Annotated in this window: 16 protein-coding genes; 4 read left to right on the top strand and 12 right to left on the bottom strand. The window is 67.1% G+C overall.

Annotated features, from left to right (window positions below):
• Positions 1 to 11: 11 nt before the first annotated feature.
• From ACFVAJ_RS01755 to rfbA, 5 genes are all read right to left on the bottom strand, one after another.
• On the bottom strand, positions 12 to 1,934 hold the full coding sequence (locus tag ACFVAJ_RS01755) for a glycosyltransferase (protein WP_376941078.1): 1,923 nt from the start codon (positions 1,932 to 1,934) through the stop codon (positions 12 to 14).
• A 217-nt stretch (positions 1,935 to 2,151) separates the two neighbouring features.
• Positions 2,152 to 4,077, bottom strand: a complete 1,926-nt coding sequence (locus ACFVAJ_RS01750; RefSeq protein ID WP_376941077.1) for a hypothetical protein — start codon at positions 4,075 to 4,077, stop codon at positions 2,152 to 2,154.
• 62 nt (positions 4,078 to 4,139) lie between these two features.
• On the bottom strand, positions 4,140 to 5,558 hold the full coding sequence (rfbD, locus tag ACFVAJ_RS01745) for a dTDP-4-dehydrorhamnose reductase (protein WP_376941076.1): 1,419 nt from the start codon (positions 5,556 to 5,558) through the stop codon (positions 4,140 to 4,142).
• Positions 5,559 to 6,557 (bottom strand): dTDP-glucose 4,6-dehydratase, encoded by a 999-nt coding sequence (gene rfbB, locus ACFVAJ_RS01740; protein WP_376941075.1) that lies wholly within the window; start codon positions 6,555 to 6,557, stop codon positions 5,559 to 5,561.
• On the bottom strand, positions 6,557 to 7,426 hold the full coding sequence (gene rfbA, locus ACFVAJ_RS01735; protein ID WP_376941074.1) for a glucose-1-phosphate thymidylyltransferase RfbA: 870 nt from the start codon (positions 7,424 to 7,426) through the stop codon (positions 6,557 to 6,559). Before rfbA ends, rfbB begins: the two co-directional genes overlap by 1 nt.
• 295 nt (positions 7,427 to 7,721) lie before the next feature.
• On the opposite strand from rfbA, the gene ACFVAJ_RS01730 reads away from it, so the two are divergent.
• The 4 genes from ACFVAJ_RS01730 to ACFVAJ_RS01715 all read left to right on the top strand — a co-directional run bounded on the left by ACFVAJ_RS01730 (position 7,722) and on the right by ACFVAJ_RS01715 (position 11,144).
• Positions 7,722 to 8,591: an ABC transporter permease gene (locus ACFVAJ_RS01730; protein WP_376941073.1), complete on the top strand. Its 870-nt coding sequence runs from the start codon at positions 7,722 to 7,724 to the stop codon at positions 8,589 to 8,591.
• Entirely contained in the window at positions 8,588 to 9,334 is a 747-nt protein-coding gene (locus ACFVAJ_RS01725) for an ABC transporter ATP-binding protein (protein WP_376941072.1), read from the top strand. Before ACFVAJ_RS01730 ends, ACFVAJ_RS01725 begins: the two co-directional genes overlap by 4 nt.
• 140 nt (positions 9,335 to 9,474) lie before the next feature.
• Positions 9,475 to 10,878, top strand: a complete 1,404-nt coding sequence (locus ACFVAJ_RS01720) for a LicD family protein (RefSeq protein WP_376941071.1) — start codon at positions 9,475 to 9,477, stop codon at positions 10,876 to 10,878.
• Positions 10,875 to 11,144, top strand: coding sequence for a hypothetical protein (locus ACFVAJ_RS01715; protein WP_376941070.1), 270 nt, complete (start codon positions 10,875 to 10,877; stop codon positions 11,142 to 11,144). Before ACFVAJ_RS01720 ends, ACFVAJ_RS01715 begins: the two co-directional genes overlap by 4 nt.
• 46 nt (positions 11,145 to 11,190) lie before the next feature.
• Here the strand turns inward: ACFVAJ_RS01715 and ACFVAJ_RS01710 are convergent, their stop codons facing one another.
• The 7 genes from ACFVAJ_RS01710 to ACFVAJ_RS01680 form a co-directional block, all read right to left on the bottom strand.
• Entirely contained in the window at positions 11,191 to 12,711 is a 1,521-nt protein-coding gene (locus ACFVAJ_RS01710) for a glycosyltransferase family 2 protein (protein WP_376941069.1), read from the bottom strand.
• Complete coding sequence (locus ACFVAJ_RS01705) at positions 12,704 to 14,605, bottom strand: glycosyltransferase (protein WP_376941068.1); 1,902 nt, start codon at positions 14,603 to 14,605, stop codon at positions 12,704 to 12,706. The genes ACFVAJ_RS01710 and ACFVAJ_RS01705 overlap by 8 nt, the downstream gene beginning before the upstream one ends.
• Positions 14,606 to 14,658: 53 nt before the next feature.
• On the bottom strand, positions 14,659 to 15,354 hold the full coding sequence (locus ACFVAJ_RS01700) for a 2-C-methyl-D-erythritol 4-phosphate cytidylyltransferase (RefSeq protein WP_376941067.1): 696 nt from the start codon (positions 15,352 to 15,354) through the stop codon (positions 14,659 to 14,661).
• Positions 15,354 to 16,139 carry an NAD-dependent epimerase/dehydratase family protein gene (locus tag ACFVAJ_RS01695; RefSeq protein WP_376941066.1) on the bottom strand — a complete coding sequence of 262 codons (786 nt, stop codon included), beginning with the start codon at positions 16,137 to 16,139 and terminating at the stop codon, positions 15,354 to 15,356. The genes ACFVAJ_RS01700 and ACFVAJ_RS01695 overlap by 1 nt, the downstream gene beginning before the upstream one ends.
• 101 nt (positions 16,140 to 16,240) lie before the next feature.
• Positions 16,241 to 17,365 (bottom strand): non-hydrolyzing UDP-N-acetylglucosamine 2-epimerase, encoded by a 1,125-nt coding sequence (gene wecB / locus ACFVAJ_RS01690; protein ID WP_376941065.1) that lies wholly within the window; start codon positions 17,363 to 17,365, stop codon positions 16,241 to 16,243.
• 4 nt (positions 17,366 to 17,369) lie between these two features.
• Complete coding sequence (locus tag ACFVAJ_RS01685) at positions 17,370 to 18,407, bottom strand: polysaccharide biosynthesis protein (protein WP_376941064.1); 1,038 nt, start codon at positions 18,405 to 18,407, stop codon at positions 17,370 to 17,372.
• The gene (locus ACFVAJ_RS01680) at positions 18,404 to 19,321 is read right to left on the bottom strand and encodes a sugar nucleotide-binding protein (protein ID WP_376941063.1); all 918 of its coding nucleotides are present in this window, start codon (positions 19,319 to 19,321) and stop codon (positions 18,404 to 18,406) included. The genes ACFVAJ_RS01685 and ACFVAJ_RS01680 overlap by 4 nt, the downstream gene beginning before the upstream one ends.
• Between the last annotated feature and the right edge of the window lie 4 nt (positions 19,322 to 19,325).

Below are 19,325 nucleotides of genomic sequence, written 5' to 3'. Positions count from 1 at the left end.
GTGCGAGCGCACTACTTCTTCGTCGTGAAGTGGGGCGCCCACGCCTCGGGCGAGGTGATCTCGGGGAGTGCGGAACGGTACTCCCGAGCCAGTTCGGGCCAGCGCTTGCGCAGTTCGCGGTGGAGACGGCGGCTCTCACGCAGCAGTCGCCGGAAGGTCTTCGGATCGCGCGTGTAGCGCACCTTGCCGGATCCATCGGCGGTCGACACGAGCGCACTGTCGAGGTGCGGCATCCGGTACCAGGTGCTGTCACGCTTGGAGAGCTCCACCTGGGGCTCGGCGACGTTCTTCGGCGCCGGGCGAGTGAACCACTGGCGCAGCGTCATCTGCACCGTGAACACGACCAGGGGGATGCCGCGGGGGCCGGCGGGCCCGGCCGAGATCGCCGGAATGGGATAGACCCGCTTGCCCTCGACCGTCATCGGGATCTCCGATTCGTGCCGCAGCACGGTCTTCTCGGGGAAGTCGGCTGCCGCCGCCCGGAGTTCGCCGAGGATGGTCGGCATTCCGCGCTGCATGTGCGCGGGACCCGACAGGATGTCGCGGAGGGCGCGGTGCCGCAGCGTCACGGGGTAGTACTGCATCGAGAGCAGATGCTTGAGATCCCAGCGTTCGCTATCGCGGGGGAGGAGGCCCCCGTTCGCGTGGGGCGAATGCAGGAGGCCGGCGACGATGCGGTTGCGGGCGTGGAAGTACGCCTGCCAGTCGATTGAGTCGTCCTTGTCGAGCCATGAGACGTGCCAGAGTGCCATACCCGGCAGGGTCACCGTCGGATAGCCGGCGTCTCGGGCGCGCAGGCAGTATTCGGCGTCGTCCCACTTGATGAAGGCCGGCAGCGAGAGGCCGATCGACCGGATGACCTCGGTGGGGATGAGGCAGAACCACCAGCCGTTGTAGTCCGCGTCCATGCGCGCGTGCATCCACCTCGTCTGCCGCAGGTTCGAGAAGCGGAAGTCGTGCGGCGTCTCGTCACGGGGAAGTGCTCGCCAGACGAAGGGCTTGAGCTCGACCGTCTCGGCGAAGGCGTGCAGCACGGGCCGATTGAGCAGGTCGAACATGTGGCCGCCGACCACGATCGGCCGGGTGGCGTGCCGAGCGAACCGCACGGCACGCGCGATCGACTCGGGTTCGACGGTGACATCGTCGTCGAGCAGGATGAGGAAGTCGCTGGAGCCCGCCGCGACGGTCTCCGCCATGGAGCGGGCGAAACCTCCCGAGCCGCCGAGGTTCGGCTGCTCGATCATCGAGAGCGTGTCGCCGAGGCGCTCGGCGACCGCGTCGTACCCGGGTTCGTCGGCGACGCGCTGGCCGCCCTGGTCGACGATGTAGATGCGGTCGATGACCGACCGGACGGTCTCGTCGTCGGCGAGGGCCTCGAGGGTGCGCACGCAGTAGTCCGGCTTGTTGAAGGTCGTGGTGCCGATCGATGCCCCGCCCGAGCGCAGCTCGGCGGCGTCGGTCAGCCAGCGGCCGTCGGCGACGACGACCTCGGCGTCGCCGGCGACGATGTCGAACCAGTACCAGCCGCCGTCACCGAACGTCGTGACCGGCAGGTCGATCTCGTGTCGCACGGTACCCGAGAACGGCTCGGAGGCGACGCGCTGCGGCACGCCCTGCGCGGTCGAGCGGTAGACGAGGAGGTTGCCCTCGCCGCTGGTCTCGACCGAGAGGCGCACGCGGTCGACGTTCGTCCACTGCTGCCAGTACGAGGCGGGGAAGGCATTGAAGTAGCTCGCGAACGACACCCGCTCGCCGACGCCGACGCGGTAGCGGTCGCGCCCGAGCACGTCGTCGAGGTGGGCCCGGTCGCTCATGCGGACCTCGCGGTCGCCGACCTTCGCCCAGACGTCGGCATCGACATACAGGGAGATGACGTCGGGGTCGGCATCCTGGGGGAAGACGACGCGTTGGATCTCGTTCCAGGTCAAGCTCACGCTGCAATGCTCCGTGTGTGTCGGTGGATCTCGCCGTGGCCCCCGGGCGAGACTACGAGCCTAGCGTCTCGTGCCTGCGAAGTCGGGGTGTGCCAGTGCTGGCGCGCTCGCTTGTCGAGATCGCCCCGGCGGCGGCGGCGACGATGACGGTGACGGCGACACTGACGTGCTGACGTCGGTGTCCCGGTCGGGCGGCGATCATCGGCGGTGCCGGCGATCAGTTCGCGTCGTCGAACCCGTAGACGTGAACCGGCGTGTCCTTCCATTGGATCACGTCCTGCTCGACGAGGCAGTTCTGGGTGAGCACATCGCGGGACATCACCGTGGTGAGCTCGGGGATGCGTTCATGAAGGCTGCACGGGTCGGCGGTGATCGTGATCACGTTGTAGCTCGTGGCCTCGATGTCGACGCCGGGCTCCTCGCTCCACACGATGCGAATGCGACTGCCGCCGCGATTCCAGCTCTCCTCAGCCGAACCATCCGGATCGAGTCGCTTCCATTCATCGGCGTCGGGCCCTGACGGCTGGGGGCCGGAGAGCGACGGCAGGCCGTTGGCGAGCATGATCGCGTCCATCGCACGGAAGTCGCTGGCCCACACCTCGCCCGACTCGCGCACATCGTCCGCCGCGGCGGCGAAGTAACGGGCCGGGTCCGAGTCGCGGTATGCACCGAGGCCGACCGTGATCGGATTCGCCGTCGCGGATGAGGCGGCTGCGATGACCGCGACCAGTGCGATCGCCCAGATCCTGTTGCCCCATCGGACCGCGAGGAAGGCGGCGATGCCCGATCCGATGCCCGCAACCCAGACCGCGAGCGTCGACATGTCGAGGATGATGAACCGCTGCAGGAGGGACGCCGCATACAAGCCGACCGCCGCGACCACGAGGGCGATGCCGGCCGAGCGCGGAACACTCGGCCGAATGCGGGAGAGCATCAGGCACAGCGTGATCACGCCGATGATGCCGACGACCTGGGCTGCGCGCTGGGACGGAACCTGGCTGAAGAGGGGGAGGCCGGCGCTCGCGTCACCGAACGACAACGACGCCCATGCGAGCCAGACGAGTCCCCACCCGAGGAGGACGCCGACCGGCAGCCAGACTCGCCATTCGCGCTTCACGAGGCGTACGACCGCCCCGGTGATGAGCAGGGCGACCATGACGAACGCCACAGTCCATGAAGCCGAGAGCTCGCTCTTGTTGGTGACCCCGCCGGAGGGTGTCAGTTCGCCACGATCGACCGCGAGGCCGGACGGAGCGCCGAACAGCAGCTCGAAGATCGTCGGGGTCGAGGGGAGCCGGCGGTCACCGGGATAGAGGGTCCCGAACAGCGCTTCGAGCCCACCCCGCACATCGGCGAGCATTCCGATCGTCAAGACGATCGTGAGCACGCCGACGCCGATGAGGTAGCCCCACCGGACCGTCGCCCTCGGATGATTCGAGAGCAGGATCCGCACAGCGCTGGCCAGGAGCAGCGGCGCGCCCAGGATGAGCGACCAGATCAGGTACCCCGACGGCATGCCGGCGAGGAGGATCGCGGCGATCACGCCGAACACCCCGGCCAGCCAGAAACGTCGTTCGGAGAGCCGCGAGAAACCGGCGAGCAGCGCCACGCACCCGGCGAGGGTGAATCCCATGCTGTTGGCGGGCAGGAGCGACCACCACGCGACTGCGGGCGAGGCGGCGACGACCAGGCCGGCCAGCCAGCCGAGTCTGCTGTCGAACCCGAGCTGACGGAACCAGATGGGCATGCACGCGAGGAGGAGGATCGTCGGGAGCCACCACCGCAGGCTGAAGAGGATCGGCTCGGGAATGACGCCCGAGAGGTGGAGCAGCGTGCTCTCGAAGAAGACGATCGAGGCGATCGGCCCGCTCTCGCTGTAGCGCATCGCAAGACCGGACTGCTCGGCGAGCGGGGGGAACGACGGGGTCCCTCCGGTGGCCATCATGGAGAGGTAGGTCGGTGTCGCGTTGAGATACTCGTCCCAGCGGATCTCCTGCGGAGTGCCCAACAGGATCCCGTCCCGGCCGCCGACCGTCGATTGGAGGTAGTCCTGCGTGAGATTCGAGGTCGTCGTGCCGGTGAGGACGAGCACGGCGAAGACGATGAACAGCAGCACGTACGCCCAGCGATCGTTCGTGTTCACCCACGCGACCGCGCGCTGCAGACCTTGTCGCGATCGGGACCGAGCAGGTGCAGCGTCGGTCGTCATCGCGCCGCCGCCGTGAGGTAGCGCGCGAGCGAATCCGCCGCCGAGGAGACCGTGAACTCCGTCGCCTCGATCTTCGTGAGGTCGAGCACGCTGTTGCGCGGTCGAGGTGCCACAGGTTCGGTCGCCGCCGCGAAGTACTCGTCAGTCGCGACATCGGTCACGTTCGCCGGATCGTTGCCCAGCAGCGCGAACACGCGTCGCGCGATGTCGGCCCACGACATCGGCTCGCCGCCGCCCGTCAGGTTGTACACGCCGAATGCGGGTCGCGCCTCGAGGAGGTGGCGGATGCCGCGGGCGAGGTCGTCAGTGAAGGTGAGTCGGCCGATCTGGTCGGACACGACGCTCGGCCGGACGCCGCGCTCGGCGAGCGAGGCCATCGTCGACACGAAGTTCCTGCCCTCGCCGATGACCCACGAGGTGCGCAGGATGTAGTGACGGGGAACAGCGGAGACCACGGAATCACCGGCGGCCTTCGTCTGCCCGTACACGCCGAGCGGGCTGATCGCGTCGTCTTCACGGTACGGACGCTCGAGCGCGCCGTCGAACACGTAGTCACTCGAAACGTGCACGAGCGTGATGCCGTGTTCGGCGGAGATCTTCGCCAGGGCGGCGACACCCGTGACGTTGGCGGCCCAGGCGTCGCGTCGGCCCGCCGGCGTCTCCGCGAGGTCGACTGAGGTGAAGGCGGCGGCATTGACGATCGCGTCGTAGTCGCGCCAGCGGCGGGCCTCGTGAAGCTCCGGGGAGGCGAGGTCGAGGTCTTCCCGCGCCGCGAACTCCACATGGTCGGAGTCGCCGTACTCGGCGCGGAGCGCCTTGCCGAGCTGGCCGTCGGCGCCGAGCACGAGGATCTTGCGCGGCGGCACCGGCGTGATGTCGGCGAGACGCGGGTGCGCGAGGTCCTTCGCCGACAGCTCTGCCTCCGAGAGCGGGATCGGCCACGGAACGGCGGCGGTCTCGTCGGCGAGGTTGAGGAAGGTGTACTCGGCGTCGGGCGACCAATGATCGTTGACGAGGTAGGTGTACGCGGTGTCGGGCTCGAGCGACTGGTAAGCGTTGCCGACCCCCCGCGGCACGAAGATCGCCCGCGACGGATCGATCTCCGTCGTGAACACCGTGCCGAACGTCGGCCCCTCGCGCAGATCGACCCACGCGCCGAAGATGCGCCCGGTCGCGACCGAGACCCACTTGTCCCACGGCTCGGCGTGGATGCCACGGGTCGAGCCCACGGCGTCGTTGAACGAGATGTTGTTCTGCACGGGCTCGAAGTCCTCGAGCCCATGCGCGATCATCTTCTCGCGCTGCCAGTTCTCCTTGAACCATCCACGATTGTCACCGTGGACCGGCAGCTCCCACACCGTGAGCCCGGGGATCGGCGTCTCGGTGCGGCGAAGCGGCTTGCTGTACTCCGTCACTCACTGCCCCTTCGACGCGTAGAACGCTTCGGTGGAGTCCTTCGCCGGCGCCCACCACGATTCGTTGGTGCGATACCAGTCGATCGTCGCGGTGAGCCCGGACTCGAAATCGCCGAACTGCGGGCGCCAGCCGAGTTCGTCGCGCAGCTTCGTCGAATCGATCGCGTACCGCAGGTCGTGGCCGGCACGGTCGGTGACGTGGTCGTACGCGTCGCGCGGCTCGCCCATGAGCTCGAGGATCAGTTCGACGACCGCCTTGTTGTTCCGCTCGCCGTCGGCGCCGATCAGGTAGGTCTCACCGATGACGCCGCGGTCGAGGATCGTGAGCACCGCGGACGAGTGGTCGTCTGCGTGGATCCAGTCGCGGACGTTCTCGCCCGCGCCGTAGAGCTTCGGGCGGATGCCGCGGATGACGTTCGTGATCTGGCGTGGGATGAATTTCTCCACGTGCTGGTAGGGGCCGTAGTTGTTCGAGCAGTTCGAGATCGTCGCCTGGAGCCCGAACGAGCGCACCCACGCGCGCACGAGCAGGTCGCTCCCCGCCTTCGTCGAGGAGTACGGCGACGACGGGTTGTACGGCGTCGCCTCGGTGAACCGCTCGGGATCGTCGAGTTCGAGGTCGCCGTACACCTCGTCGGTCGAGATGTGGTGGAAGCGTGTGCCGTGTTTGCGCGCCGCCTCGAGCAGGGTGAACGTGCCGATGATGTTCGTGTCGAGGAAGGGGCGCGGGTCGTGCAATGAGTTGTCGTTGTGCGACTCCGCCGCGTAGTGCACGACGGCGTCCGCGCGGGCGACGAGGTCGTCGACCACGGTGGCATCCGTGATGTCGCCGTGAACGAATGCGAACCGGTCGTCGGGGAGGCCGTTCAGCGACGCGAGGTTGCCGGCATACGTCAGCTTGTCGAGGACCGTCACCTGATAGTCGGTGTGGTCGATGACATGGTGCACGAAGTTGGAGCCGATGAAGCCGGCACCGCCCGTCACGAGTAGGTGGGTCATCAGTGGCCTCTCATCAGCGTGTCGAGCAGGTAGGCGCCATACCCCGACTTCACGAGCTTCTCGGCGCGTTCACGCAGTTCGTCGTCGCTCAGGAACCCCTGACGCCACGCGACCTCCTCGGGCACACCGATCGACAGTCCCGTGCGTCGCTGCATCGTGCGCACGTATTCCGCGGCATCCGTCATCTGGTCGAAGGTGCCGGTGTCGAGCCACGCCGTGCCGCGGGGGAGGACCTCGACCTGCAGCTTGCCCCGCTCGAGGTAGGCGCGATTGACATCGGTGATCTCGTACTCGCCGCGCGGGCTCGGCTTCAGGTTCCGGGCGATCTCGACGACGTCGTTGTCGTAGAAGTACAGACCCGGTACCGCGTAGTTGCTGCGCGGCTGGGCCGGCTTCTCCTCGAGCGAGACCGCTCGGCCGTCGGGACCGAACTCCACGACGCCGTAGGCCTCCGGGTGCGCGACCCAATACGCGAAGACGGCGCCGCCGTCGACGTCGGTGTAGCGCTTGAGCTGGGTGCCGAGGCCCGGGCCGTACAGCAGGTTGTCGCCGAGGACGAGGGCGACCTTGTCGTCGCCGATGAATCCGGCCCCGATCGTGAACGCCTGCGCGAGACCGTCGGGTGAGGGCTGCTGCGCGAACGTCAATGAGATGCCGAACTGAGACCCGTCGCCCAGGAGGCGCTCGAAGAACGCGGCATCGTGCGGCGTCGTGATGACGAGGATCTCGCGGACCCCCGCGAGCATGAGCGTCGACAACGGGTAGTACACCATCGGCTTGTCGTAGACCGGGATCAGCTGCTTCGACACGCCCAGCGTTATGGGGTGCAGCCGCGTGCCCGAGCCGCCGGCGAGGATGATCCCTTTCACAACCGTCTATCCTGCCATGTGGTCGCTCGTTGGGCTGAATCCGGCTGAGTCGTCGCGGTCCGCGAGGCAGCGTCGAAATGGCGGGGCGCGACGCACGTCCTGCATCGCACCGAGCCGCGTGCGCATGGGCGGCGGGCGCCGCCCATGGGAGCGGCCGCGTGGCCGCTGCTCGACACCCCACCGTCACGGGGGTTCCGCGCCCGTGACGCGCACTCTGGGCCCGCAGAATTCTCGGCTAGGATGCCGTGGGGCTTCGGGTCGAACGGGGCCCTGTCGATATGGAGAGCACGATCACATGACATCTGGTGACCTGACGGGATTCGAGACCCCGGGACGTGGTCGCGGCATCCTCGACGTCTTCACCCACAGCTATCTGCTCCGCCTGCTCATCAGGAAGGGCACCGCCACCCGCTATCGCAACTCGGTGCTCGGGTGGACCTGGTCGTACGTGAAGCCGGCGGCGCAATTCTTCATCTACTACTTCGTGATGGGTGTCGTCCTGCAGTTCCATCGCGATGTCGAGAACTTCGCGGTGTACCTCTTCGCAGGCGTCGTCGCGATCAACCTCTTCAACGAGGGCTTCGGCAACGCCACGAGCTCGATCGTCGACAATCGGGCGCTGGTGCGCAAGATCTACCTCCCCCGCGAGCTCTTCCCGATCGCCTCGATCGTGGTGGCGCTCATCCACTTCCTGCCGCAGGTGGCGATCCTGCTGCTCGCGTGCATCCTGCTGGGGTGGACGCCGACGCTGATCTCGCTCGGGGCGTTCCTGTTGGGGCTGTTCATCATCCTCCTGACGAGCCTCGGTCTCGGGCTCCTGTTCGGTGCGCTCAACGTCCGATTCCGCGATGCGCAGAACATCGTCGAGATCCTGCGGATGCTCTCCACGTGGGCGTCCCCCGTGCTGTACACGATCACGATGGTCGAGGCGGCCCTGCCCGAATGGGCGCTCCGCATCTACATGCTGAACCCACTCACGACCGCGGTCGAGCTCTTCCATCTCGCGTTCTGGGCTCCGACGACGAGCACGCCGAGCGTCGAAGACGTTCTCGTCCCGACGATCGGCACCGACATCCTGACGACGCTCGGCATCTGCATCATCACGATCGTGATCGGGCAGCTCGTCTTCCGCCGGTTCGAACGGAGCTTTGCACAAGACCTATGAATGAGTTCAACGCGCAACGTCGTCCGAGCATCATCGTCGACCAGGTTCGCAAGACGTTCCAGATCCGGCACACGCACTCCATGAAGGAGGCGTTCGTCTCGTGGGTGCAGCGGAAGAAGGTCGGCTCGTCAGCCTTCCAAGCGCTCGATGACGTCAGTTTCACCGTCGCCGAGGGTGAGAGCGTCGCGGTGCTCGGCTACAACGGCTCGGGCAAGTCGACGCTCTTGAAGCTCGTCTCAGGGGTGCTCGAGCCCGACGCGGGCCGCATCCTCACTCGTGGACGAGTGGCCGGCCTCATCGAGGTCGGGGCCGGGTTCCACCCCGACCTCTCCGGACGCGAGAACGTCTACCTCAACGCGGCGATCCTCGGCATGAACAAGGCCGAGGTCGATGAGCGGTTCGACGAGATCGTCGCGTTCTCCGAGATCGGCGAGTTCATCGACCAAGAGGTCAAGCACTACTCGTCGGGCATGTTCCTGCGCCTCGCGTTCTCGGTGGCGATCCATGTCGAACTCGATGTCCTCCTCGTCGACGAGATCCTCTCGGTGGGCGACGCCCCGTTCCGCAAGAAGTGCACGGAGAAGATCCACGAACTCGCCCGAGCGGGCAAGACGATGCTCATCGTCAGTCACAACATGGCGATGGTGCAGGAGCTCTGCGAACGAGGCGTCGTCATCAAGAAGGGCAAGAAGGTCTTCGACGGGCCGATCGCGGAGGCCGTCGAAGCGATGAACGCCGCATGAGCTCATCCAAGAGGTTCCTTCGTATCGGGTCCGGGCTCCTTCGCGGTGTCAACACGATCGACGTCCTCTTCGATGGTCGCCGAGTCTGGTCGGTTGCCGCAGACGAAGTGACCGGCGGCCGCCTGCCTTGGCCCAAGGCGATGCGTCCCTATCTCGACGGCCGCACCACGGTGAGCATCCGGAACTCGGCCAACGGCGATGAACTGATGCAGGCCGACCTGCAGTTCGGACGCTCGACCCGGAGTGTCGATCTGCGCGACACGGCGGGCCGTCCGCTCGCCATGAACAAGTGGGCACGCCTCGGGCCGGTGTTCGAAGGCGGTGACGAGACGCTGCGCGAACGGCTGCTCGAGAACGCCAGGTCGCTCGTCGAGTTGCTCGAGGCACATGACTTCGACGTGTACATCGTCGGCGGGAGCCTGCTCGGCTACATGCGCAATGGCGCGCTGATGCCGCACGACGACGACATCGACCTCGCCTTCCTCAGCAAGCATTGGCATCCTGCCGACATCGCCCTCGACGGATACCGACTGGAGCGGGTGCTCCGCTCGGCCGGAATGATCGTCGTCCGGCACAGCCTCGCTCATCTCGAGATCGACTTCCTCGACGACGACGGTCACGTCGAGCACTACGTCGACATCTTCACCGGGTTCTTCCGCGACGGGCTCTACTGCCAGCCGTTCGCGCTTCGTGGCTCCGAGGTCGTGCACAGCGACCTCCTGCCGGTGCAGCGGGTCGAAGTCGACGGAGTCACGCTGCCGGCTCCGAACCGGCCCGAGGCCTGGCTCGAGTACGCCTACGGTCCGAACTGGATCGTCCCCGACCCGTCGTTCGTGTTCGAGACGTCTCAATGGACCAGGCGCCGGTTCGAGAACAACTTCGGTGTCTACAATCGCGCGCGGGTGTTCTGGGAGAAGCACTATCTCGCCCTCGACGGCGTGCAGCCGCAGCCGGCCGACCCCGCCGCGATCGTCGCGTGGGCGAAGAACCTGCCCGACGGCGTCCCGGTGCTCGACTTCGGCTGCGGGACCGGCGAAGCGGCGAATGTCATCGCGTCGACGGGGCACCGCGTGGTGGGTGTCGACTTCAGCCATGAGGCGCTCTCGATCGCCGCGGCGAACGCGGCTCCGGGTACGCAGTTCGCCTACGTCAACGCGAATGACCGGCATGATCTCCTGGCACTCGGCGCCCGGCTCCTGGCGACCGGTGAGGTGTGGCATGTCAGGATCGCGGATGTCATCCACGGACTCACGATGACGAACCGTCACGGCCTCTTCCACCTGCTCGAACTCCTGCTGCGCGGGGGAGCGGTCGCATGGGGGACGACGTACACGAATCTTCCGGCGTCGCACCGGCGCGACGATCCGACGAGCTGGCACTACCCGCGGGAGTGGTTCGAGACCGAGATCGCCGAACATGCGCTCAGTCTCGAGCTTCGTGAGCTCGGAGCTGCCTCGACACCGCACGGACGCCGCGATGAGGTGGAGTTCGTGATCAGAGCGACCGCGACCCGACCGACAACCGATGATGGAGACCAACGATGAAGCAGTTCTTCGGCCGCCTGGCGGAACGGGCCATGCCGGTGACCTACAACAACCTGAAGTTGCTTGCGCGCGTCGACCCGACTGACGATTCGCTGACCGGCCGCATGCTCGCCTACGAACTCGAGGTTCGGGAGCTTCGCGCCGAGCTCAACGAGGTCCGAGGCGAGAACCGTCGCGTGGTCGAATTGTACGACCTGGTCTTCGAGCGGCTCCGCGAGGACATGCCGCTGCGGGCCACGCCGATGCCGACGTCGCCCGAAGACTGAACTCTCCCGGCGTCCCGAGACGCAGGATCCGTCGAGTTCTCGGGGTTCAGCTGATCTGCAGGCTCAGCTTGTCGTGCACGTTCTGATAGACGCGGAGGTTTCGCGAACGCTGCGCCCGACCGTTGACGCCGACTGCCCGGATCGCACGGTGGTTCACGACGCCGAAGAGCTCGTTCCGGGCGTTGAAATCCCAATAGCCGTCGGCCATCGGGAGGCCGTAGCGGAGTGAATCGGGGTCGATGAGCGCGGTCGACCGAGCAGTGACATCGGGATAGAACGGATCGTCGCTGACGCCGACCGTCGTCTCGGTCGGTACGAGCCACGTCATGCGCGAATCGCGTGAACGAAGGCCGATCCGACTCGACGCAGCGGCGAGGTCGTCGTCGAGCAGGAGATAGCTCGGGTCGAGCGCCTCCTCGAGATCCGGAGACAGCGCGCGACGGACCTGCCCGCCTGCGACGACCAGGTCGAGGAACCCGCCGCGATTCGCGAACCACTTGGTGGTGGTCTCCAGCCGGATCGTGGCGTCGACCACGACGGAGCGGGCGAACGTGATTCCGGCGATGCCGTCGTCGTATCGCGCCAGCGCCAGGACGAGGTCAGGACGCCCCAGACGCAGCAGTTGGGCGCGAGCGGCGAGGTGCCGGGGAAGCGACTGCTGCACCTCGTCGTCGAGGAAGTCCACGACGAGGTGCCGTGCCCGGGCGAGGATCTCGGTCCGCTCCGCCTCCGTGCGACGCAGCAGGGACGGACCGAGAGCCGGAAGCACCCGGTCGCGGAACTGCAGCCCGACGAGCAGGCGGCGCTGGAGTTCGTTGCCGTCCCCGCTGAGGGCGCCGTCGACGTGCTCGACGACTCGGGTGAGCGCGCTCCACCACTCGTCGGCGTCCTCGCCGAAGCTCGTCGAGGTCGTGCGACCTTCCCGTACCCAGTGGTAGAAGGGTTCGTCCGATCGGATGCTGACGCGCGGCGAGTGTCGAGCGACATCGGCGTTGAACAGCACGTCCTCCCAGAGCTGGCGTCCTCCCTCGGGGAATCGGATGCCGTGCTCTCGCAGCATGCGGGTGCGGTAGAGCTTGTGCGGGTTCGTCGGGACGAGCGGGTGGACATCGGTGCGCAGTTCGGCAGCATCGTGATTGCCGTCGAACGCGTCGAGCCCCCACTTCGCCTGGTCGGTCCGGGCCTCCTTGCCCGCGAAGACATCGGCACCCGTTCTCGCGAGCGTGTCGAGGGCGATCGCCAGCGAGTCGGGGTAGAGCTCGTCGTCGTGGTCGACGAAGAGGATGTAGTCGCCGATGGCGAGATCGATGCCGACGTTCCGCGGACGGCTGGGCCAGCCCGAGTGCTCGATGCGATGGAAGCGCGCGTTCGGCAGACCACTGACCAGATCGGCGATCACCGCGGCGTCTTCCGCGGGCGATCCGTCGTCGATGACGAGGATCTCGATGCGATCGGACCCGAGCGTCTGCGCGCGCAGGGAGTCGAGTGGCCGCCGGAGCCGTTCGCCCGACCGGAAGGTCGGAATCACGACCGTGACGCTCGGCGGGGTCGCGCCGTGATCAGCCATGGTGCACCTCCAGACGCACGTCGTCGCCTCGGAGGATGACGTCCCATCCTGGGAGGCCCGGTGAGCGCTCCGAAGGGCGCCAACGGTATCGACCGGGCCGGCTCGGCAGCTCGATTCGCGCGGTCGCACCGGACTCGGAGGGAAGATAGCGCACGGGGAACCGAGCGGGGGGATGACTCCTGCGGATGACCTTGCGCACGGTTCGCGCGAGTCGTGCGCGGAGACCGGAGCCTCGCTCGCTCAGAGCCACCCAGCCTTCGCCTTCGCCGGACCCGCTGACCGGAAGGCCGGGGAGTGCGAGCACGACGGTGGTGTTCGCGGCTCCGGGCTCGGAACCGACCACTGCCGACGGTGTTGCGCCGTCGAAGACCGACGTGATCTCGCCGCCCACGTCGATGCTGAGGAATCCGTCACGATTCGCGTACGCGGTCACCGGTCGCCCGTCGATCAGCGCCGGGAGCGCCGCGATGCTCGCGCGCACACGCGGCTGCTGCACGCGGCCTGCGCGGTTCACTCGTTCGAAGACATCCCACACCTGCGAGTCGAGGGGTGCACCGAATGCGTCTGAACGGACATCGACGGCCCCCTCGAGCTCGAGTCCGAAGGTCGCCTCCGTGCCCTCGGCCGTCGAGACCAGGGACTGCGAGGTCACGTTGCCGCCGGTGTCCCAGGCGATGCGAGACGAGCGGCCGCGGACCACGAGTGAGGCCGTGGTCGAGTCGAGCTCGGCTCTGACGTCGAACTCGTCGATCGTGCCGAGCCTCGCGATGGTCGCCCCGGGAATTGCGAGCACACGGGTGCCGTCGAGGAGGAACGTCCCTCCGCCGGCGTGGCGCTCGACCGTCGACATCGCGGTCGAGATGAGCAGCTTGCCGTCGCTCCAGCTCGCAGAACCGAGCTGCGCCTCGGCGAATCGGTCGGTGCCGTTGGTGGTCGAGACGAGCGCGAGCAACGCGGAGTCGCCTGAGCGGAGGGCTCGCGCGACCGCCAGCGCGCCGCGGTCGAGTGACTCGTCGTCGGTCGCGTCCATGAACTGGTCTTGGAGTTCGCGGGCGCGTGTCTCGATGAGTTCGCGTTCGGCGAGTGGACGCCGCCCGTACGCCGGGTTGAACGAGGCCAGGAGGCGACTCCGATACTGATGGCGGCGCAGTTGGGCGCCCTGCAATGAGTCGTGCCCGAGATGACGCTCGATGGAATCGATGACCTGTGAGAGGTAGTCCCACCACACCGGATCGGAGCGCTTGAAGGTCGTCGACCCGCTGCCGGCGGTCTGCACCCAGTGGTAGAACGGCACAGAGGAGAGCGTCGAGATCGTGGCCGCATGCTCGGCGACCTCGACATTGAAGAAGATGTCCTCCCACAGGACCCGGCGGCCCTCGGGGAATCGGATTCCATGTTCTCGGACGAACGCCGTGCGGTAGAGCTTGTGGGGGTTGGTCGGCACGAGGGGGTGCGCGTCGACTCGGCCGCGATCCTGGCCACGGTCGCCGGAATAGGTGTCGAGTGCCCAACCGGCGTCGTGGGTGCGGGACTCCTTGCCGTTCAGTACGTCGGCATGGTGTTCGCGCGCGAACGCGCTCGCCGCGCGCAGGGCGTCGGGGTAGAGCTCGTCATCGTGGTCCATGAACAGGAGGTACTCGCCGACGGCGAGGTCGGCCCCGATGTTGCGGGGGCGCGACGCCCAGCCCGAGTTCTCGATGCGCTCGACTCGCACATTCGGTCGGGTCGCCTGGATCGACTTCAGCCGATCGAGGGTGTCATCGGGTGATCCGTCATCGACGAAGATCACCTCGAAGTCGTCGGCAGCAAGGGTCTGCGCGTCGAGCGAAGCGACCAGGCGATCGAGGCCGGTACCGGGGGAGTATGTCGCCACGACGACGCTGACCTTGAGCACCACGCAATCCTATCGGCGCGCGTCACGCCGGACGGACTGCGTCAGGCGTTCTCTCACTCGGCGTCGACGAGATGTTCGGCGATGAGCCTCGCAGTGCCGAGGTCCTGCGGCGTCGTGATCTTGATGTTGTTCACGTGACCCTCGACGATTCGCGCAGCGACGCCGGAGAACTCGGCGACGAGATCCGCGTCGTCGCTGACACGGGCGTACTGCAACTCGACGGCGCGGCGGTAGGCGTGATCGAGGAGGTCGCGCCGGAAGACCTGCGGGGTCTGTCCGAGCCACGAGTGCGAGCGATCGAGCGATCCCTGAATGAAGCCGTCGTCACCGACGAGTTTCACCTGTACGGTACTCGGCATGCCGAGCATCGCGGCACCGTGCTCGACGGCTGCGGAGACGACGCGTTCGATGAGCTCGGGTGTCGCGAACGGCCGCACACCGTCATGCGTGAGCACGATGTCGCCCGTCGTCGCCTCGAGGCCGTTCATCGCGGAGATGTGGCGCTCGGCGCCACCGATGACGAACGTCACGTCGAGGCCCGCCTCCTCGACGAGGATCCGGCGGTACTCGGCCTCATTCTCGGCGCTGACCGTCACGATGACCTCATCGACGATCGGCAGCAGCATGGAGCGCACCGTGCGTTCGATGACCGTCATGCCGTCGATCGTGACGAGGAGCTTGTTCGAACCGAAGCGGGTGCCCTTGCCCGCGCAGGTGACGATGGCGGAGACGCGGTGTCCGGCGTACATCAGGCCACCTCGCGAATCGAACGGGCGAACTCGCGGATGCCGTCGAGCTCGGTGTCGGCATCGAGGAGGTAGTCGCCCGATCCGCCGAAGAGCGCGGCGTGCTCGGTTCGCATGTCGCGGGTGTACATCGTCGAGAACGGATCGGCAGGTCCGGGATCGTTCATGGTGACGTCGACGCCGAATCCGTCGCGCGCGACGACGTCGTTGCGAAGGGCGGGGGTGGCCAGGTTCATGGACTCGAGCCCGGCGCCGAGCGCGATGCCGATGTCATTCCAGAGGCGGCGCACGTCGTAGTACTGGAACTCGCCGTCGGGACGGATGAACTCAACGCGGTAGTCGTTCGCGAGATCGTGGATGACGCCCTTCTTCAGCCCGTCGCCGTACAGCTGCGGAAGACGCAGGATCAGCGTGTCGTGCTGCCCGGCCAGCCGCTCCTCTTGATGCAGCCGGTTGGCGCCGTACGGGGTCAGGTCGCGCGGGCTGCGGCTCGTCGACTCGGTCGGGCTCGATCCACCCGGGTAGACGCACACGGTCGAGACGAGAACGAGCTTGCCGATCTGCGCGGTGCCGAGGCGGTCGGCGAGCGCGTCGATCTCGGCGCGGTCTTCGTCGCCGTGGCGGTTGATGCGGTGCGAATCAGCGCGGTTGCCCGCGGTCACGACGAGGTCGAACGATTCGCCCGCGATCTTGTCGATGCTGCTGCTGTTGTACACCGAGTCGAATGGGTGCCTCGATGCGAGGTTCGATCCGACGAAGCCGGTATAGCCGATGAGTGCGGTTCTCACATCTGCCTTCCTGGGGGAGCTACCAGAGCGAGTGTAGTGGGCGTCACTGTACGGTCGCATGTCGGAGGTTCGCGGACAGGCGGCGGAGCGACCGGTCGAGCTCAGCGTCGGACGCCCGCCCACTCATGGTGCCGGCCGACGGTCGACAGGATGAAGCTGACGACGCGACGCGAGGTGTCGGCGATCTGGTAGTCCGCCGGAGCGACGCGCGCGGTGCCGTAGCGGCGAGAGGTCGCCTCCTCGATGCCGGCGACGATCTCGGGTGCGCGCAGGCCGGTCATGACGACGATGCCCGCTTCGAGGGCCTCGGGGCGTTCCATCGAGTCACGGATGGTGATCGCGTCGAATCCGAGCATCGCGGACTCCTCGCTGATCGTCCCGCTGTCGGACAGGACGCAGCGCGCGTTGATCTGGAGCTTGCAGTAGTCGAGGAACCCGAAGGGCTCGTGGAAGCGCACCCCGGGGATCTCTTCGGCCTGGAGCGCCTTCAGGCGCACACGTGTGCGGGGATGGGTCGAGACGAGGATCGGGAGACCCCAGCGCTCATGCACGGCCCGCAGCGAGTCGAGCAGTGCGCCGAGGCGCTCGGGCGAGTCGACGTTCTCCTGTCGGTGCGCGCTCACGAGGAAGTAGCCGTTCGGCTCCACCTCGAGCCGCGCCAGTACGTCCGAGCCGTCGATCGCGTCGCGGTAGTGGTCGATGACCTCGCGCATCGGCGAGCCGGTCACCGCGATGCGCCGCGGCGAGAGCCCTTCTGCGAGGAGGTTGCGACGGGCGTGCTCGGTATACGGGAGGTTGAAGTCGGCGACGTGGTCGACGAGACGACGGTTGGTCTCTTCGGGCACGTTCTCATCGAACGAGCGGTTGCCTGCCTCCATGTGATAGCTCGGGATGTGCATCCGCTTCGCCATCACGACCGAGATCGCGCTGTTGGTGTCGCCCAGCACGAGTACGGCGTCGGGCTTGACCTCGTTGAAGCAGGTCTCGCTCTTGCGCAGGACATCGCCCATCGTCGCGCCGAGGCTCGACGTGTCGACGCCCAGGTAGTGGTCGGGGGAGCGGATACCCAGTTCCTCGAAGAACACCTCGTTGAGCTGACGATCGTAGTTCTGGCCCGTGTGGACCAGGACATGGTCGGTCGCGTCGTCGAGGTGGGCGATGACCCGCGACAGGCGGATGATCTCGGGGCGCGTCCCGACGACGGTGAGGACTCTCGGCTTGGTCACAGTATTACCGCGCAGCCAGGTAGGCCTGGATCTCGGGCAGCGTGTGCAGCAGCGCCTCGACCTCGTCGACGTCGAGTCGCTGCGTGTTGTGCGACGTGTATGCCTCGATCTCGCTCGCGCTGTCGTCGCCGAGGTCGAGACCCTCCTCGAAGTACGGCTTGTAGTCGAGCGAACGGGTGTCGAGCGGGACCCGGTAGTACCCGCCGAGGTCTTCGGCCGTGGCGCGCTCCTCCGAGCTCAGGAGCGACTCGTAGAGCTTTTCGCCGTGGCGCACGCCGATGATGTCGACGCCGGGGTTCTCCACCCCGGCGATGCGCGCGACCGCCTGGAGCAGCACCTCGACCGTGCTCGCGGGCGCCTTGCGCACGAACAGGTCGCCCGTCTCGGCTTGGGTGAATGCGTACTTCACGAGGTCGACCGACTCCGCCAGCGACATCAGGAAGCGCGTCATCTTCGGGTCGGTCACCGTCACGCCGCCGGTATCGGACAGCTGCTTCAGGAAGAGCGGGATGACCGAGCCGCGCGAATACATGACATTGCCGTAGCGCGTGACCGAGATGGAGGTGTCGGAGTCGATGAACTCGCGCGCCATCGCCATCGCGGTCTTCTCCATGAGCGCCTTCGTCATGCCCATCGCGTTGATGGGGTAGACGGCCTTGTCGGTGCTGAGGCAGACGATCGACTTGACCTGGTGTTCGACCGAAGCGCGGATCACGTTCGCGCTGCCGTGGATGTTCGTCGCCACCGTCTCCATCGGGAAGAACTCGCCGGACGGGACCTGCTTGAGCGCGGCTGCGTGGAAGACGAGATCGCTGCCGCGGATGGCTCGGATCACGCTCTGCTCGTTGCGCACATCGCCGAGGTGGAAGCGCATGCGCGAATCGCCGATGGCGTGGCGCATCGCGTCCTGCTTCGCCTCGTCGCGGCTGAAGATGCGCACCTCACCGACGCCCTGCGTCAGCAGGTGCTTCGCCATGGTGGATCCGAAGGAGCCGGTGCCTCCGGTGATGGTGACGACGGCGTCCTTGATGCTTCGGGTCATTGAGTGTTTCCGATCGAAGTGGCGTTGGTGTGTGCGGCCAGGCGGTTCACCATGTCGGCGATGGTCGGGCGCTCCGAGAAGCCGCCCGCCGCCCAGAACGCATCGTTGGCGTCGGGGTACGAGGTCGAGAGGGTGCGGTCGACGCGGTGACCGGTCTCGTGAGCGTCGACGGTGACGTCGGTGCGGCCGAAGGCGGCGAGGATCATCCGAACGAGTTCGTCTTTCGTCACGACGTCGGCGGGAACCAGGTGCCGGGTGCCGCTCGGTCGTTCTCCGGAGGTGACGAGGCCGGCGACGATACGCGCGAACGTCTCGGTGGTGACGCCGTTCCAGACGTGGTCGGTGAACCCCTTGATCGACGCGCCGGCAGGCTGTGCGAGCGTCCATTCGAGCAGCGACGTCGCGGTGCGGACCTCGGGGCCGATGATCGAGGCCCGGAGGTTCAGGAAGTTCGGGCTCGGAACCTCTCCGAGGCTCTTGCTGTGCCCGTAGACATCGGTCGCGTCGTGCAGGGCAGCCTCGTCGTAGCCGCCACGGGCACCCGAGTAGACGCAGTCGGTGGCGATCTGGATGACGTGGAAACCCTGGGCCGTGGCGGCCGCGGACAACTCATACGGGAAGAGCGAGTTGATGCGCACGGCATTGAGACGGTCGGACTCGTCGTCGTCTCTCATGAGGTGGCGGATCACGCCGATGCAGTTCACGACGTAGTCGCCCGGCCCCAGTCCTGCGACGACGCCGTCGACGGCGTCGACGCCTGCCTCGAACGGCGCGACGTGCGCTTGCAGCGCCTCGGGGGCGTTCGAGACGGCTCGGACGGTGCCGGTTGCCGGGACTCCCATGTCGAGGAGCGTCGAGAGGACGGTGTGGCCGAGCATCCCGGTCGCGCCGAGGACGAGGACCCGCGAAGACATGACT

This window comes from Agromyces sp. NPDC057679 (assembly GCF_042799635.1).
Taxonomy (GTDB): Bacteria; Actinomycetota; Actinomycetes; order Actinomycetales; family Microbacteriaceae; genus Agromyces.
The sequence above is the reverse complement of the archived record's forward strand: the minus strand, read 5'-3'. Positions and strand labels throughout refer to the sequence as shown.

What these genes read in the sequence shown, in the direction of transcription:
- ACFVAJ_RS01710 (WP_376941069.1), bottom strand. Translation starts at nt 12,711, where the DNA reads ATGGCTGATCACGGCGCGACCCCGCCGAGCGTCACGGTCGTGATTCCG.
- ACFVAJ_RS01685 (WP_376941064.1), bottom strand. Translation starts at nt 18,407, where the DNA reads ATGACCCGAAGCATCAAGGACGCCGTCGTCACCATCACCGGAGGCACC.
- ACFVAJ_RS01730 (WP_376941073.1), top strand. Translation starts at nt 7,722, where the DNA reads ATGACATCTGGTGACCTGACGGGATTCGAGACCCCGGGACGTGGTCGC.
- ACFVAJ_RS01725 (WP_376941072.1), top strand. Translation starts at nt 8,588, where the DNA reads ATGAATGAGTTCAACGCGCAACGTCGTCCGAGCATCATCGTCGACCAG.
- rfbB (WP_376941075.1), bottom strand. Translation starts at nt 6,557, where the DNA reads ATGACCCACCTACTCGTGACGGGCGGTGCCGGCTTCATCGGCTCCAAC.
- ACFVAJ_RS01680 (WP_376941063.1), bottom strand. Translation starts at nt 19,321, where the DNA reads ATGTCTTCGCGGGTCCTCGTCCTCGGCGCGACCGGGATGCTCGGCCAC.
- ACFVAJ_RS01700 (WP_376941067.1), bottom strand. Translation starts at nt 15,354, where the DNA reads ATGTACGCCGGACACCGCGTCTCCGCCATCGTCACCTGCGCGGGCAAG.
- ACFVAJ_RS01715 (WP_376941070.1), top strand. Translation starts at nt 10,875, where the DNA reads ATGAAGCAGTTCTTCGGCCGCCTGGCGGAACGGGCCATGCCGGTGACC.
- ACFVAJ_RS01720 (WP_376941071.1), top strand. Translation starts at nt 9,475, where the DNA reads ATGCGTCCCTATCTCGACGGCCGCACCACGGTGAGCATCCGGAACTCG.